The organism is Iodobacter sp. BJB302 (assembly GCF_002735645.1).
In the GTDB taxonomy this organism is placed as follows: domain Bacteria; phylum Pseudomonadota; class Gammaproteobacteria; order Burkholderiales; family Chitinibacteraceae; genus Iodobacter.
Window position 1 is genome coordinate 12,839 of the sequence record NZ_PDZG01000018.1, and the last position, 15,760, is coordinate 28,598.

The 15,760-nt window shown below is 50.6% G+C and carries 16 protein-coding genes and 1 pseudogene; 8 read left to right on the top strand and 9 right to left on the bottom strand.

The window, feature by feature from the left end:
* Positions 1 to 120: 120 nt before the first annotated feature.
* Positions 121 to 849, top strand: coding sequence for a hypothetical protein (locus CSQ88_RS07950; protein WP_099397574.1), 729 nt, complete (start codon positions 121 to 123; stop codon positions 847 to 849).
* 108 nt (positions 850 to 957) lie between these two features.
* Here the strand turns inward: CSQ88_RS07950 and CSQ88_RS07955 are convergent, their stop codons facing one another.
* The 3 genes from CSQ88_RS07955 to CSQ88_RS22940 all read right to left on the bottom strand — a co-directional run bounded on the left by CSQ88_RS07955 (position 958) and on the right by CSQ88_RS22940 (position 4,171).
* Entirely contained in the window at positions 958 to 2,124 is a 1,167-nt protein-coding gene (locus CSQ88_RS07955) for a winged helix-turn-helix domain-containing protein (RefSeq protein ID WP_099397575.1), read from the bottom strand.
* Positions 2,125 to 2,306: 182 nt separating this feature from the next.
* Positions 2,307 to 3,905, bottom strand: coding sequence for an RNA repair transcriptional activator RtcR (gene rtcR / locus CSQ88_RS07960; protein ID WP_099397576.1), 1,599 nt, complete (start codon positions 3,903 to 3,905; stop codon positions 2,307 to 2,309).
* A 104-nt stretch (positions 3,906 to 4,009) separates the two neighbouring features.
* Complete coding sequence (locus tag CSQ88_RS22940; protein ID WP_180273583.1) at positions 4,010 to 4,171, bottom strand: hypothetical protein; 162 nt, start codon at positions 4,169 to 4,171, stop codon at positions 4,010 to 4,012.
* A 28-nt stretch (positions 4,172 to 4,199) separates the two neighbouring features.
* Here CSQ88_RS22940 and CSQ88_RS07970 point away from each other — a divergent pair, with 28 nt between their 5' ends.
* The 3 genes from CSQ88_RS07970 to rtcA are packed head-to-tail and all read left to right on the top strand — an operon-like array spanning position 4,200 to position 7,289.
* On the top strand, positions 4,200 to 5,420 hold the full coding sequence (locus tag CSQ88_RS07970) for an RtcB family protein (RefSeq protein WP_099397578.1): 1,221 nt from the start codon (positions 4,200 to 4,202) through the stop codon (positions 5,418 to 5,420).
* Positions 5,421 to 5,454: 34 nt separating this feature from the next.
* A complete protein-coding gene (locus CSQ88_RS07975) occupies positions 5,455 to 6,258 on the top strand; it encodes a nucleotidyltransferase domain-containing protein (protein WP_099397625.1) in 804 nt (267 codons plus the stop codon).
* Positions 6,259 to 6,275: 17 nt separating this feature from the next.
* Positions 6,276 to 7,289, top strand: a complete 1,014-nt coding sequence (gene rtcA, locus CSQ88_RS07980; protein ID WP_099397579.1) for an RNA 3'-terminal phosphate cyclase — start codon at positions 6,276 to 6,278, stop codon at positions 7,287 to 7,289.
* A gap of 112 nt (positions 7,290 to 7,401) precedes the next feature.
* Here the strand turns inward: rtcA and CSQ88_RS07985 are convergent, their stop codons facing one another.
* The 3 genes from CSQ88_RS07985 to CSQ88_RS07995 are packed head-to-tail and all read right to left on the bottom strand — an operon-like array spanning position 7,402 to position 9,528.
* On the bottom strand, positions 7,402 to 7,728 hold the full coding sequence (locus tag CSQ88_RS07985; RefSeq protein ID WP_099397626.1) for a low molecular weight protein tyrosine phosphatase family protein: 327 nt from the start codon (positions 7,726 to 7,728) through the stop codon (positions 7,402 to 7,404).
* A gap of 43 nt (positions 7,729 to 7,771) precedes the next feature.
* A complete protein-coding gene (prfH, locus tag CSQ88_RS07990) occupies positions 7,772 to 8,392 on the bottom strand; it encodes a peptide chain release factor H (RefSeq protein ID WP_099397580.1) in 621 nt (206 codons plus the stop codon).
* On the bottom strand, positions 8,389 to 9,528 hold the full coding sequence (locus tag CSQ88_RS07995; RefSeq protein ID WP_099397581.1) for an RNA ligase RtcB family protein: 1,140 nt from the start codon (positions 9,526 to 9,528) through the stop codon (positions 8,389 to 8,391). The genes prfH and CSQ88_RS07995 overlap by 4 nt, the downstream gene beginning before the upstream one ends.
* A gap of 199 nt (positions 9,529 to 9,727) precedes the next feature.
* On the opposite strand from CSQ88_RS07995, the pseudogene CSQ88_RS08000 reads away from it, so the two are divergent.
* A pseudogene (locus CSQ88_RS08000) lies at positions 9,728 to 9,930 on the top strand (IS481 family transposase); the annotation flags it as partial.
* A 197-nt stretch (positions 9,931 to 10,127) separates the two neighbouring features.
* Here CSQ88_RS08000 and CSQ88_RS08005 read toward each other — a convergent pair.
* Positions 10,128 to 10,346 (bottom strand): hypothetical protein, encoded by a 219-nt coding sequence (locus CSQ88_RS08005; protein WP_099397582.1) that lies wholly within the window; start codon positions 10,344 to 10,346, stop codon positions 10,128 to 10,130.
* 188 nt (positions 10,347 to 10,534) lie between these two features.
* On the opposite strand from CSQ88_RS08005, the gene cysS reads away from it, so the two are divergent.
* From cysS to glsA, 3 genes are all read left to right on the top strand, one after another.
* Positions 10,535 to 11,920, top strand: coding sequence for a cysteine--tRNA ligase (gene cysS, locus CSQ88_RS08010; protein ID WP_099397583.1), 1,386 nt, complete (start codon positions 10,535 to 10,537; stop codon positions 11,918 to 11,920).
* Between the two features lie 126 nt (positions 11,921 to 12,046).
* Complete coding sequence (locus CSQ88_RS08015; protein ID WP_099397584.1) at positions 12,047 to 12,535, top strand: DUF2726 domain-containing protein; 489 nt, start codon at positions 12,047 to 12,049, stop codon at positions 12,533 to 12,535.
* A gap of 291 nt (positions 12,536 to 12,826) precedes the next feature.
* Positions 12,827 to 13,840, top strand: a complete 1,014-nt coding sequence (glsA, locus tag CSQ88_RS08025) for a glutaminase A (RefSeq protein ID WP_099397586.1) — start codon at positions 12,827 to 12,829, stop codon at positions 13,838 to 13,840.
* 103 nt (positions 13,841 to 13,943) lie between these two features.
* On the opposite strand, the gene CSQ88_RS08030 is transcribed toward glsA, so the two are convergent.
* Together CSQ88_RS08030 and CSQ88_RS08035 are read right to left on the bottom strand one after the other, a co-directional pair.
* The gene (locus CSQ88_RS08030) at positions 13,944 to 14,912 is read right to left on the bottom strand and encodes an alpha/beta hydrolase (protein WP_099397587.1); all 969 of its coding nucleotides are present in this window, start codon (positions 14,910 to 14,912) and stop codon (positions 13,944 to 13,946) included.
* A 52-nt stretch (positions 14,913 to 14,964) separates the two neighbouring features.
* Positions 14,965 to 15,741 (bottom strand): 3-hydroxybutyrate dehydrogenase, encoded by a 777-nt coding sequence (locus CSQ88_RS08035; protein WP_099397588.1) that lies wholly within the window; start codon positions 15,739 to 15,741, stop codon positions 14,965 to 14,967.
* Positions 15,742 to 15,760 lie beyond the last annotated feature (19 nt).

Sequence of the window (15,760 nt, forward strand, 5' to 3'; positions counted from 1 at the left end):
ACATATTTTTTGAGCAAACCATTGTAGTGTGTGCTAAATGTAATAATTGAGCCAATTTTTACACCATAAAGTGAATCTGCGTTTAGGAAAATTCCCTGTGCTTTCATATCAAAATCTGCAATGTTTGCAATAGGCTTTTTGCTGGTCGCCGGTTTTATATTCTTGTTACTCATCCTGAGTAGCAAGATTCTGTCGCCAGGCCTACCCAGAGTTATTTATATTGTATTTGTGCTGTCTGCTTTGGCAATTTATCCATTTGCATATAAGCTAACCCCTGCTTATGCCAAATTTATTGAGCTGTGTAATAAAACGGATCGCTATCAGGTGCTTAAAAAAAGGCCTGTTTCGTATATTTATATCGAAGCAGGGTATTCATCGGATTGCACTCAAGGCCCGGCGTTTATTGCAAAGCATGGATATGCTGGATTTGATTGCTCACTGAGAGATAAAGATGAAACAGCGCTCTACAGATACACAAAAAAGGCTAATTGGCACAGAGATTGCGGGCTTGAGTGTTTCGATGCAGCTCTTCTGAAATTGCCTGAAACGAATTATCGAAGTGAAGATAGGTACGGATTTATTGACGGAAATCGGTCGATTCTTACTTATGGTTACGGTGTAGTTGCGAGCAATCTATCAAACGATAAGGGGAAACTCAATTTTACTGACCGGCTATTTGTGGAAGACGGAGTAATGGCATTTGGCCGGGATTATATATTCTGGCCATATGGTAATGGATGGGCCAAGATCCTTGGCATGGCAAGTGGAGATGCCCCCTCTCAAACGTGTAAGCAACCAGTTGTGCAGATGGATTTAAGGGATGTGTATCCACCTCTTTCTAAGAATTAAGCCGGCAATTAAGGGCAAGTTCTGTTTTTTATTTTTGCAAAACTGAATATCTGCCCCTGCTTTCATATAACTCCTCCCTAAGCTTTACGCTAGCGCCATGCAATTAGCTCATACGGCTAAAACACCTTCAATGTTCTGAATATCAAGCTGCTCGCAGCCATTAAATATTGCAAATTGCTGTAGCTTTTGCATCAATGCTTCTGCAAACAGGGCGGGCATATTGATAGGGGATTCCAGGTGCATGCTGATGACTTGCAGTCTTTGTTCCTGCCGGTGTGCTTTACAGTCGATGCGGCCCACAAAGTGATCGCCAAAGAGGATGGGCAGGCAGAAATAGCCATATTTGCGTTTGGCAGCGGGCACATAGCATTCCAGCTTATAGTCGAAGCCAAACAGCTGATTCAGGCGTTTGCGGTGGATGATGGCGTTATCAAATGGCGATAGCAGGTGCACGCAGGGGGCGGCTGATAAGGCTTGGGTGAGTGCACTTGTTTCTGCGTAGGCTTTTGGCATGGCCGGGCTGCTGATAGCCCCGATCTGATGGCTGGCGATTTGGGCCTCCAGCAGCTCGCGCATGGTTTTTTTTAAGGCTGGATCGGTGTGCAGATGGGTAAGTTGCTCGAATGTCACCACGCTGTGCGCGCGTAAATAGCTTTGCAGCAGATAGCCTGCATAATCGGCCAGATTTGGCTGGCGTGTATCAAGATTGGCAGGCAGCATGCGCTCCCGCAGCTCGTAGACTTTTTCCATGCCGATGCGCTGGCTAATCATCAGATCGCCCTGCAGAAACAGCTTTTCTATGGCCCGTTTACCCGGCCCCCAGTCCCACCAGCTGCCGCTTTTTCCTTTGTTGTTCTCCAGATTTCGTACCCGCAACGGCCCTTCATCCCGCACCCTTAGCAAGATTTCATTCATCAGGCTGGCGGGTATGTCGTGATAATTAGCCCAGGTACTGTTTCTGACCGCGGCCATGCGATGCTGGGCAAAACGATAATCGCGCATGGGTAAGTAGGATGCGGCATGAAACCAGTATTCAAAAATCTGGCGGTTTTCGAGCAGCTGATTTAAAAAACCAGACTGATAATCGGGCACGCGTGACCAAAGAATATGATGATGCGCACGTTCTATGATTGAGATAGTGTCTATTTGCACATAACCAAGATGCTCAATTGCCGCAAGCGTAGCAGCGGGGCCTCTGCCGAAAATGGCTTCGGATTGTAAGCCTTGCCGTGTTAAGGCATGCCGCCGTAATTGAATAACAAGGGATGATTCCATAGCCTCTCAATATAATAAGAACGAACGTTCTATTGATGATACTGGGAATCAAAGATCAGGCAAAGCATTTGCTTCTTAGCATAAAAATTATGTGCAGCGGGGAGGGCTGGGTTTGATATGAAACAGGGCCTGGCATCGCTTGTGGATTTTTGGCAGAGCGATGCTTTGCGCAATAGTCATATTTAAGCGCCACCCGCCAGACCACTCCCTTTCACCTTGCCCCAATCCAATTCAAATTTGGCCAGATATTTTCTTAAGCGGTCTGCATCATTGCTTTTGGCTTTTTCCTGGCGCGATATATTAAATAGTTTTCTGCCTGCATCAGACAGCGAATCAGATACTTTGCAGATCTGGATGACTTTTTCCAGCTGCAGGCGATCGAACAAATCAAGCTCACCGGCTTTGCTCCCCATTAATTCGTCTAATTCATTGGGGGTATTGTTGTGCCAGGCTTGTTGCAGGCGGGTGATTTCTTCGTTTACGTTTTCCTGGGTGATACGTCCGTTTTCTGCCAGCGTGGCCATGCGGGTGACAGAGGCCGATAGCTCGCGAAAATTACCGGACCATTTGGCCTCGGGGCGGCTGGCGAATTTTAAATAGCTTTGTTTAGCTTCGGCATTAAAGCGCACTTGCTCGCCTTGCTCTTTGGCGTAGCGCAGCAGCTCAAATTCCAGATTAGGCTCCAGGTCTTCGCTGCGATCTGCAAGGCCGGGCAATTCGTACAGCCATAAATTGATTCTGGCGTATAGATCTTCCCGAAAGCGCCCTGTGGCCACCCATTGTTTCAGATCACGCACGGTGCCTGCGATCAGCTGAAAATCGCTGCTGACTTCTTTATCGCTGCCAAAGGGGAAAAAGCGTTTTTCTTCGATGGCTTTGAGCAGCATGGCTTGCTCATCCAGCCCCAGCTCGCCAATTTCATCTAAAAATAGTAAGCCGCCATCGGCGCTGCGCAGCAGGCCAGCTCTCTCGGTTTGTGCGCCGGTAAATGCGCCTTTTACATGGCCAAACAGGGCAGACATGGCGCTGTCGCCGCGCAGTGTGGCGCAGTTTATTTCTACAAAACGCCCGCTGATTTGGTGCCTGGACGTTTTCATTTCATAAATACGGCGGGCTAAAAATGATTTGCCTGCGCCCGTGGGGCCGCTCAGCAAGATGGGCGCTTTGGATCGAATCGCCACTCTTTCGATTTGCTCAATCATGCGGTTAAAACGCGGATTGCGTGTGGCGATGCCTGATTTCAAAAAAGAAACGCTTTCGTCTTTCAGCTGGGCAAAGCGGCTGGCGATTTTGTTATAGCGGGATAAATCCAGATCAATCAGGGTGTAGCGGCCAGCCGGGCCTTGCTCTTTACGATCGGGCGAGGTCTGGATCAGCTTGGCGGGCAAATAGCGCGATTCAGCCAGCAAAAACCAGCAAATTTGCGCCACATGCGTGCCGGTGGTGATATGGATCAGATAGTCTTCGGCCTCGGTATCAAAGCGGTAGCCGTGGGCAAAATCATGCAGCGCGGCGTAAACCTCTTCAAAATCCCATGGATTGCTTAAGTTGATTTCAATGCCGACGACTTCGGTTTCGGGGGAAACCTGCCTGATATCTTGTTTTAGCCTTTCAAACAGGCCGCGGCTGCGCAGATCGTGCAGCAGCTCTATCCGGTGGATAAGCAGCTCTTCCTGCTGGCACAGGCCAATGGTAGGACGCCACTTTTCCCAGCGCTGGCTGCCCCGGCCCACATAATCCAGCACGGTGCCTACAAAGCCAAACACCACGGTCTTTTGCATCTGCCTTATCCAAAAATATAAATGACTAGATTAATTTATCATGTTTTATCTGTTTCCGGCGAAGAATGGTGCGGGTAGTTTGCGTTTAAATATTTTTATTGCACTTATAAATCAATGGCTTGTTGATTAATTGATGCATTCTTTTTATGGGTGGCACGGCGCTTGCACTGTACTGTAGTGCTGGCCATGCTGAAAATGAAGCGGGTTTCACCCGTACTGAAGATCATGGCAAGGCCCGCTTTACTTAAACCGCTGTGTTTATGCACAACGCAGCCAATAAATGAGAATAAAAAAATGAGCAATTACAGCCAGATTAATGTGGAAAACGCTTCGCCAATCAAGCTCTGGACTAAGGGTGTGCCGCTGGAAGATGAGGCGCGTGAGCAACTGATAAACACCGCCAGAATGCCGTTTATTTTTGAGCATCTGGCCGTGATGCCCGATGTGCATCTGGGTAAGGGATCGACTATCGGCAGCGTGATTCCAACCCGCGGGGCGATTATTCCTGCTGCGGTGGGGGTGGATATTGGTTGCGGAATGATGGCCGCCAGAACCACGCTGATGGCGGGAGATTTGCCCGATAATCTGGCCGGGTTGCGCAGTGCGATTGAGGCCGCCGTGCCGCATGGCCGTACCTCAACCAGAAGCGGCCGGGATAAAGGATCATGGGATACGCCACCTGCCACCGTGGATGCCATGTGGGGTGAGCTGGCCGATGGGTTTAAGCAGATTACCGATAAATATCCCCGCTTAATGAGGACCAATAATCGTAAGCATTTGGGAACACTGGGTACAGGTAACCACTTTATTGAGGTGTGCCTCGATGAGGAAAACCGTGTGTGGTTTATGTTGCATTCCGGGTCACGCGGGGTAGGAAATGCGATTGGTACGCACTTTATCGAGCTGGCTCAGGCCGATATGCGCCAGCATATTGCCAATTTGCCGCACCGCGATCTGGCTTATTTTGAGGAAGGCAGCCAGCACTTTGATGATTATGTGGAAGCCGTGGGCTGGGCGCAGGATTTTGCCCGCCGTAACCGCGCGGTGATGATGCAAAACGTGATTGCAGCCGCGCGAAAAGTGATCAGCAAGCCCTTTCTGGCCGATGTAGAGGCGGTGAATTGCCACCATAACTATGTGCAAAAAGAAACGCACTTTGGTGCCGAGGTGCTGGTGACGCGCAAAGGGGCGGTTTCGGCGCAAAAAGGCCAGCTGGGGATTATTCCGGGATCGATGGGGGCCAAAAGCTTTATTGTCCGAGGCCTCGGTAATGAAGAGGCTTTTTGCTCCTGCAGCCATGGTGCCGGGCGAATTATGAGCAGAACCAAGGCCAAAAAACTCTTTACGGTGGAAGACCAGATCAACGCTACAGCGCATGTGGAATGCCGAAAAGATGCAGAGGTGATTGATGAAATCCCCATGGCTTACAAAGATATCGATGCAGTGATGGCCGCGCAGTCTGATCTGGTAGAAATTGTGCATACCCTGCGCCAGGTGGTTTGTGTGAAGGGGTAAGCACTGGATGGGGCGATTTCAAGAGGAAGTTAAAATGAAAATACTGAGCGCCCACCCGATAGAAGCCCGTGTTCGCGAGCGCATCATGGATGAATTGAGCGCGATCGAAGCAAGGCATCAGGTAAAGATATTATTTGCTTGTGAATCGGGCAGCCGGGGCTGGGGATTTGCCTCGCCCGATAGCGATTACGATGTGCGGTTTATCTATGTGCACTCATTAGACTGGTACCTCAATATTGAAAAACAGCGCGATGTGATTGAAGTGCCCATCAGCGATGAGCTGGATATCTGCGGCTGGGAGCTGCGCAAAGCGCTGGGTTTACTGGGGAAATCGAATCCCACCCTGTTTGAATGGCTGGATTCGCCGGTGATTTATCGGCAGGAAGATTGGCTTTGCGATGAATTACAGGCTCTAAAAGCCGGGTATTTCTCTGCTAAAAAAGCACGCTGGCATTATTTATCGATGGCCAAAAAGAATTTCAGAGGGTATTTGCAAGGAGATACGGTCAGAATGAAAAAGTATCTCTACGTGCTGCGCCCCTTGCTGGCCATGCTGTGGATAGATAGCCGGGCCAATATGCCACCCATGCGGTTTGCTGATCTGGCCCAGGCCATGCTTGCAGACCAGAGCGCACTGGCAGAAGAAATCAACCAGCTGCTGGCGGTAAAAATGAGTGCTGGCGAGGCTGAATATGGTGCTCGTTTCCCGTGCATCCACGCCTTTATTGAGCAAACCCTGGCGCAGGAAGTGGCAGAAACAAGCGCCCCAAGGCCGCTGGCTCAGCTGACAAGCCTGGATCGCTTGCTTTATAAAGCGGTGCATGCAGAAGCTGCATAAAATAATAAGGAAAATAAATGATTGAGTTGGATGGGGCCGTTGGGGAAGGGGGCGGGCAGATTTTGCGGAGCGCGCTTACGTTTTCCATGATGACTGGCCAGCGCTTTAAGATAAAAAACATTCGCGCCGGGCGGCAAAAGCCGGGCTTGTTGCGCCAGCATTTAACGGCGGTGGAGGCCGCGGCGGCTATTTGTGGCGCAAGTGTTGAAGGCGCGGCGGTGGGCTCGCAAAGCCTGCGCTTTATTCCTGGCCCGGTGCAGGGCGGGGATTATCGTTTTGCCATTGGCACGGCGGGCAGCTGCACCCTGGTATTGCAAACCATTCTGCCCGCACTTTGGTTTGCAAAGCAGGCCAGTACGGTTTCGGTAAGCGGTGGCACGCATAATAAGGCGGCCCCGCCTGCCGATTTTCTGATCCGCGCCTGGCAGCCGCTGCTGGCAAAAATGGGCGTGCAGCAGGATATTGCTTTAAAACGCTATGGTTTTTACCCGGCAGGCGGCGGGGAAATCACGGCCAGTGTAAAGCCAGTTTCTGCGCTGATCCCACTGCACTTAAGCAGCAGAGGCGCATTGCTGCAGATTAAGGCTGAGGCACTCGTTGCCGGAGTACCCGGTAAAGTGGCCCAGCGGGAGCTTGATCAGATCAGCCAGCGGATTGAAGGTGTGGCAGGGGAGGTTCGTGTTTTAAGTAACGATCAGGGCCCCGGTAATGCCGTTTTGATTGAAGTGGTGCATGAGCATCTTAGCGAGATTTTTACAGGCTTTGGCGAGAAAGGCACCAGTGCAGAAGCCGTAGCTAATCAGGCCGCCAGCCTGGCAAAAATCTATTTAGAAAGCCAGGGCGCAGTGGGGGAATACCTTGCTGATCAATTACTGCTGAGCATGGCGCTTGCGGGGGAAGGCAGCTTTACCTGCACCAAAGCGTCCTCTCATTTGCTGACTAATATCGGCGTAATCGAGCGTTTTTTACCTGTAAAAATAAAGCACGAGCCAGGCGGGCAGGCCGTGAGTGTCAGTATCTCATCGGTTTGATATTGTGTTTGCTGGATGCGTGAAGCCAGACCGTTTTTTGCGGCTTTGCATGTGAAAGTCTGGCGGGATTGCCGTGCGGCGAATATTTCGCTTAAGTTAATTGCTTTGGATTTTAGCCTCCCAAATACCCGCCTGCTTTCTTCACTAATAAGCGGATTAACTCTGGCTGCATATATTGGTAATCGTCCGGGATATTCAGGCAGATGATTTTTTTATTTTTAATGGCGGCGGTGAAGCGCTGGTTTAAGCGCCGCTGGTGGATTTTCTCCATTACAAAAATATGCGTGGCCCAGCCGATTTGCTCTGATGAAAGCGGCACACCGGCATCGGGCGCAAGGCCTGCAGAATCTGTTTCAACCCCTTGCCATGTGGAAAAGATTTGCTCTGCGGTGGGGCTGCGCAGGCGGTTTCGGCTACAAATAAACAGTGCGCGAATCATGATTTTCTCTGTTGTGTGGCCCTCCATGACGGAGGGCCATTGATTAAGCGATTACTGGCTCAAATAGCTCGCCTTTAAAAATGCGTTTGGGGCTGCCGCGCTCAATCTGGTAGTGCATTAAACGCCGCTCGCTGCGCTGGCTGGCACTGGCTTCCTCGGCAAGGCTGGCCAGTCTGTGGGCGATCAGTATTTCTGCCAGGCGCTTATTGGCGTGCTGGCTGCGCTCGGTTTGCACCTTTACGCTGATGCCTGTGGCCAGATGGGTTGCCCGCACTGCGGATTCGGTTTTGTTTACATGCTGGCCGCCCGGGCCGGATGAGCGCGTGGTTTCAAAACGAATCTCCCCTGATAAATCGCGCTGGGTTTCTGTACAGCGCAATACGCCAATAAACCAGTTTTTGCGTAATTGGCGCGGGCGGTAGGGGCTGGGGCAGATCCATTGCACTGTGCCCTCCCACAGCTGGGCCAGCGCTTCAGCGCCTGTACCATCCAGGCTGATTAAAACAGAGCGATAAACTCCGGTTTTATCGCCAGCTTCCTGCTCTAAAATATCCAGCTTGAGCTGCCGTTGTCTGGTTTCAAACATCAGGCGGTGCAGTGCTTTGCTAACGGCCAGCTGGCATTCCAGCGGGCCTTGGGCGGCAGAGAGTTGTAATAAAATCATTCGCAGCACTCCCCGCGGGTTTTGTAAGTGAGTACCGGCCTCAGCCTTGCAATCACCTTGATCAGCCCTGCGCCTTCCAGAGTGGAAATAATATTTTCGGCGGGTTTATAGGCTTCGGGGGCTTCTTCATAAATCAGTTGCCGGTCGGCACAAATCACATGGCTGCCCAGCTTGGTGCGGCTTAGCTGGGCCACGGTATAGCGCGGGCTTAAGCGGCCTTTGCATTCGCTGCGCATCCATTTACGGCCCGCACCATGGGCCAGTGAGTTCAGGCTCAGATCGCTGGCCAGCGGTAAAACCAGGTAGCTGAAATCGCCGCGTGAGCCCGGAATCACCACTGGGCCAACATCGGCCGGCGTTGCGCCCTTGCGGTGTACCCAGCCTTGCAGGCCATGCATTTGTGCGGGCATAACCAGATTGTGGTTGATATCCAGCAGCGCCTGGCCATTGGCGTTTAGCCGCGACAATATCCGCCGGGCAATCAGCCTGCGGTTTAGCATGGCAAATTGCACGGCTTGCTGATGCGCTTGCAGATAAGCCGCGCAATCTGCCGTATCCACAGCTAATCCACTGTGGCCATGCTGATCAATATGCTGGCGCAAAATAAACTGCCCCAGGCCGCGCGAGCCGCTATGCACCAGAAGCTGAAGCTGCTGCTTACTGATGGCCAGCGCATCCAGCGCGGCAGCATCGTAAACCTCATCAATTGATTGCAGCTCTGCAAAATGATTGCCACCACCTATGGTTCCCAGTGCCTGTTGAAAGCCGGTTTGTGTGGCGATTGAGCCGGCTATTTCATCCTGCCATTCCTCGCCCAAAGGGCCATCAAGATTGCCGAGTTTTTTCTCCAGCTTGCTGAGATTGGCTTTATGCAGCGCAATATCGGTTTGCCACAAGGCCATGCCGCAGCCAATATCGCCGCCAATTAAAGCCGGATAAATAAAATCAGCAGAGAAAAAAGCCGCGCCCACCGGATAGCCCCGGCCGGGATGCAAATCAGGCATGCCGGAAACATATTGCATGCCGGGAAGTTTGGCGGTGTTTTGTAATTGCCGGATCGCATCGCCTTCGATCCATGTATCTGCAGACGCGATTAAATTAACGCGCGCAGACAAATTTTGAACGTAATTGCCCATGATAAATCCATATCAGATTTAAAAAATGATGTGGCAGGCCGAAGCCGGGTCAATGGGACTTACTGGAGGGAAGTCTTGATAAACTAGGCGCGGACTGCGGAGAATGTAGTGGTGTTTTGCATAATGTGTTCTCCTTTAAACAGTGCGGTTGATAAAACGAATGGCCCGCATCCTACACCGGCTGCGGCGCATTGCACAGCTTTTTGATAGCAACCGCCGCAAGCCCAATCTCAAGAACCGGGTCGATAAGGCAATAGAATCCGCCGTTATTGCTTATGCCACTGAGCCGCCCGCCCATGAACAAGTACGCATCAGCAACGAACTGCGCGGCTGCGCGGTGTTTTTGTCTCTGCCTCTGGTGTGCGTTCAATCTGGCTCAGGCATGATTTGGCGTCGTTCAAATAGCGTTTGCAGGCAGTACACGTTTTACGCCGGTACGATCAAAGGTGTGGGGCGCATTGCTGCCGTGCCGGGCAAATGAAGTGCATCCCTGTGCGTGCTGCAATGTTTAAAAAAGGCATAGTTTATGGACAGAATCATTGCATATCAGGCTTTTACGATTTGGGTGTTGCGGCCCTGATATGCAATGAGGGCATCATTTAATTCATATTTGGCGAAACGCTGGGGCGGTCTTGTAAATCACGCAATAATTCTTTGTCATACACTTTAACGCTGCTGCGATCTTTGCGTGGAATATTGCTGCCGGTTACATATTCCTTTTCATCCATCTCGGCATATTGCTTATTTTCTGCCGGAACACTGCTGCATGCGCTGGCGAGTAAGCTTAAGGCAATGATTGCGATGTTCTTTTTACGCACGGGCTTACCTGTTTGTCATATTGAGAGGTATTCTTATAATGTGACTATGTTCTTCTGTCAACAGGGGTAAGTGGGCGCGACGGGCTTTAAGTGAAAATCACTTCTTTCTGTTTCTGTGCGTTCGCTGATGAAGCGCGTAGTGGGCAGCTTTGGTAGAATCGCTCTTTTACGCCAACGAAACAGCACTCATGTTAAATATCTACAACACACTGGCCCGCGAAAAACAGCGTTTTCAGCCGATTACAGACGGCAAGGTGAATATGTATGTCTGCGGCATGACCGTATATGACTACTGTCATCTGGGACACGCCCGCATGGTGGTGGTGTTTGATATGGTGTCGCGCTGGTTGAGGGCATCGGGCTATCAGCTTACCCATGTACGCAATATCACCGATATTGACGACAAAATCATTAAACGTGCTTTAGAAAACGGTGAAGCGATTAATACGCTGACCAGCCGTTTTATTGCCGCAATGAATGAAGATTTTGATGCGCTTGGCGTGATTCGCCCGGATCACGAGCCACGCGCAACTGAACACGTGCAAGGCATGCACGATTTAATCGCCAAGCTGATTGCCAATGGCCTGGCTTACCCTGCGCCTAATGGCGATGTTTATTATGCCGTGCGTAAGTTTGAAGGCTACGGCAAATTATCCGGCAAATCGCTGGACGATTTGCGCGCAGGCGAGCGGGTGGATGTGGATGTAAATAAGCAAGATCCGCTGGATTTTGTGCTCTGGAAAGCCGCTAAAGCCGAAGAACCGCAAGATGCAAAATGGGCTTCCCCTTGGGGTGAAGGGCGCCCTGGCTGGCATATTGAATGCTCGGCCATGAGCTGCCATCATCTGGGCAGCCATTTTGATATTCATGCCGGTGGCTCAGACTTGCAGTTTCCGCATCACGAAAATGAAATCGCCCAATCCGAAGGCGCACACGGCCATGCTTATGTGAATTACTGGATGCATAACGGCTTTATTCGTGTGGATAACGAAAAAATGTCCAAGAGCCTGGGCAATTTTTTCACCATTCGCGAAGTGCTGGAAAAATACGATGCTGAAGTAGTACGCTTCTTTATCTTGCGTGCCCATTACCGCAGCCAGCTCAATTATAGCGATGCCCATCTGGATGATGCGAAAGGCGCATTAAGCCGCTTTTACACCACACTGAAAAATGTGCCTGCTGTTGAGTCAGAAATCGACTGGAGCAGCAGCTACGCTCTGCGCTTTAAAGCGGCCATGGATGATGATTTCAATACCGTTGAGGCAGTAGCGGTGTTGTTTGAGCTGGCGCTGGAAGTCAATAAACAGCAATCGGGCGAATTGGCCGGGCAGTTAAAAGCCCTGGGTGCAATCCTGGGTCTCTTGCAGCGTGAGCCGCAAGTTTACTTGCAAGCCAGCATTGGCGAAGCAGAGGGCGAGTATAGTGCGGCAGCGATTGAAGCGCTGATTGAAGGGCGTAAAGCCGCCCGCGCCGCTAAAAACTTTGCCGAATCGGATCGGATCAGAGACGAGCTGATTGCGGCCGGTATTGTGCTGGAAGACAGTGCTCAGGGCACAACCTGGCGCCGTGGTTGATTGTGCATGGCGGGTTAAAGCTCGCCGTGTTGCAGCAACCGGGGCATTGAATTCTTAGCCAGAGCTTGCTTAGACCCATTGGGTTTAATTCTTGCGCCTTACTCATTCCTTTTTTATGGAAATAAAATGAAATTTCTTGTGCTCTTGCTGTTGATTGGCGCTGTTTTTATGTTTATTTCCATCTTAAAAGTCAAGGCACAAGGCGTTGATACGGCTGGAGTCTGGCCGTTTTATGCTAAAAACCCGCTCACTACACCAGAGCAGGTGCTGTATTTCCGGCTGCTAAAAGCGATGCCAGAGCATATTGTGCTGGCGCAGGTGCAGCTATCCAGCTTGCTGGGGATTAAAAAAGGGAATAACTATCGCGCATGGTTAAACCGGATTAACCGTATGAGCGCCGATTTTGTGGTGTGTAATAAGGATTCCAGTATCGTGGCGGTGATCGAGCTGGATGATGCCAGCCATCAGCGACAGGATCGCCAGCTGGCCGATGCAAAGAAAGACAAAGCCTTAAGCTCGGCAGGGATTTCTGTCATTCGCTGGCAGGCAAAAAACTTGCCTGATGAAGCCGCAATTAGGGCTGCGCTCAGGCCGGTGATTACATTAGATGCCTGATTGTCAGGCTGCATTCAGAAAAAGCACTCTTTGTCGGGTGCTTTTTTTATTTTCAGCGCGGCGGCTGCTGAATTGGTTTGATATTCACCAAGGGTTTTTCGGTATTAATACGGGGAACAAAGAGGAAAAAATTGTGTTATTTCGCGCTGCAAATTATGCCGTCATTGCTGTTTTCATGCCCCTCTTGCGATGAATATGCAACTGACTTTGTACAACTTCTCCTTCGTTTTTATTTGGTATATTTTCTTACAGCGCGCTCCGACCCAAGGCGCGTTAACGAGGAGCTTTACAATGAAACAACGCAGCATGTTAGCTGTTGTATTGGTACTGGCTTTAAGTGGTGCCGCACAAGCAAAAGACTTATTTAAAAAGAGCGAAGTAGAGGCTGCACTGACGGCCGCTTACGATAATTACAAAGGCTTGCAGGAAGGCAAAAATGCCGATTACATTCCTGCGCTGGCTAAGGTCGATCCAAAAGTATTCGGGATTGTGCTGGTGACTGCAGATGGCAAGGTTTACACCAAGGGTGATGTGACGACTGAAGTTTCGATTCAGTCTATCTCTAAGGTCTTTACTATGGCCAAGGTAATTGATGAGTCTGGTACTGACTCTATTCTGAATAACCAGGGCGTAGATGCCACAGGCCAGGCGTTTAACTCTATCGTTGCGATTGAGCAAAACCGTGGCGCGGAAATGAATGCCATGGTAAACCCAGGCGCGATTGCCGCTACCAGTATGGTAAAGGGCGCAAATTACGATGAAATCTGGAGCAAGATTTTAGGTTACTACAACGATTTCGCGGGCCGCCATCTGACTGTTCTGGATGAAGTGTATCAGTCTGAAGCCGCCAGCAATCAGCGCAATCAGGCGATTGGCCGTTTGATGTATGCCTACGGTAAGATTAAAGCCGATCCGGATCGCGCAACAGATATCTATACCCGTCAGTGCTCGGTAGGCGTGAATGCCAAAGACCTTGCAATGATGGCCGCAACGCTGGCTAATGGCGGTAAGAATCCGGTTACCGGCAAGCAGGCATTAAAAACAGAAAACGTACCTGAAGTGCTGGCTGTGATGGCTACTGCTGGTCTTTATGATGATTCCGGCAAATGGCTGTACAAAACCGGCCTGCCAGCTAAGAGCGGCGTAGGCGGCGGGATTATCGCGGTTTCACCGGGTAAATTCGGTATTGCTGTGATTTCACCTCCTTTGGATGGTGCAGGCAATAGCGTACGTGCTCAAAAAGCGATTGCAGATATCTCCAATGCATTAGGCGGCAATCCTTTGGCTGCGCAGCCATTGAAGTAATCCGTACTTTGCGTAAAGCATAAAAATGGCCCGGCTGAATGCCGGGCCATTTTTATGGCGTTGTTGGTAAAGTGCCAAAATTTAATATTTGTATTTTCCTGCATTATTTCTGTGATTCATTTTCCGCATCGTTTTTCTTAATGTTTAACCACGCACCCATACTTTGATATGCGCGCTGGCATTCTTCTTTAACCAGATTTTCTAAATTTAAAAAGGCATGGGGCAGGTCGGCAAAGTGCAGATGATCTGATGCTACACCGGCTTTTTTCAGCCGGGCCAGATAGGCAATGCCTTCGTCTCTGAGCGGGCAAAATTCTGCGCTGATTACCAGCGTGGGTGGAAGGTTGGCGCTGAATTCTGCAAAGAGTGGCGATGCCGCTTTTCTGTCTTCGTTGTGCTGAAAATAGTTATTAAAGTACCAAGTCACTTTTTCTTTGGTGACTAAATAGCCGGTGCCATTTTCGTCCAGCGAAGGGGCGCTGAGTGTGTAATCCAGGCTGGGGTAAATCAAGAGCTGAGCGTGGATACGAATCGACGGATCAAATTGCGCGATGCTGGCAATGGTGGCGGACAGCGCACCACCGGCAGAATCGCCGCCAATGGAAAGCTGCCGTTTGTATTGCAGCTTGCGCTGATCCAGCACTTCCCAAATATGTTTAACCACTGAAAAAGCATCGTCTGCACCTGCCGGGTAGGGGCATTCAGGGGCCAGCCGGTAATCAGCCGACACCACAATATGCTGCGCTGCGGTGGCGATTTTGCGGCAAATGGCGTCGTACACCGTAATGCCGCCCGCCATATGCCCGCCACCATGAAAATAAACCAATACAGGTAGTGCGCGGCTGGGGTTGGGGTGGTAAATCCGCACCGGCACTTTATAGCGGGACGAGGGCACCAGATCATCCTGTACCCAGGGGATGGCGGGGATGTCCGTGACAAAAGCAGTCGTTAAATAAGCCAGACCTTCGCGAATATTGGTGCATGTGGGCTTATAGCCATTGGCCTGCATGGCACTGAACTGTTGATTAAAAGTAGCAAGCCATGGGCTGATTTTGGGGCTGAGTTGTCGCATTGCTTATCTCGGTCGGTTTGTAAGAAGCGGGTTACAGGCAGGCTGCAGGCGCTTATTGCGCTATCCAGCCGCCATCAATATTCCATGCGGCACCGCGTACTTCTGCTGCAGCATCGCTGCATAAAAACAACAGCAGTGCGCCAATTTGCTCCGGCGTGACAAATACGCCCGAGGGTTGTTTTTCCAGTAAGAGCTGAGACTGAGCCTCGGCATAGCTAATGCCCTGTTGGGCCGCCTTGCTGGTGATTTGTTGCTCTACCAGCGGGGTGAGCACCCAGCCCGGGCATATGGCATTACAAGTAATGCCCGTTTGGGCCAGCTCTAAGGCAACCCCTTTAGTCAGCCCTATCATGCCGTGTTTGGCGGCCACATAGGCAGATTTATGCGTTGATGCTACCAAACCGTGTACAGAAACGATATTAATAATTCGTCCCCAATTATTCTTTTTCATGCCGGGTACAGCAAGGCGGGTGGTGTGAAAGCCCGCAGATAAATTCAGCGCAATAATGCTGTTCCAGCGCTCGGTAGAAAAATCCTCTACGGGGGCTAAATGCTGAATGCCCGCGTTGTTGACTAAGATGTCAATGCTGCCGAATTCTTTTTCGGCATAGCGCATTAAATCGGCAATCTGATCAGGGTGGCTTAAATCTGCGCCGTGATAGATTACTTTGCCGCCAGCCTGCTCGACGAACTCTCTTGCCGCCAAAACATCGCCAAAGCCGTTCAGTACGACATTTGCCCCTGCGTCAGAGAGCGCACGGGCTATGCCCAGCCCAATACCGCTGGTGGATCCGGTAATTAAGGCGCTTTTTCCTGATAAGGTTTTCATAACCGCCATTTCCTTTAGG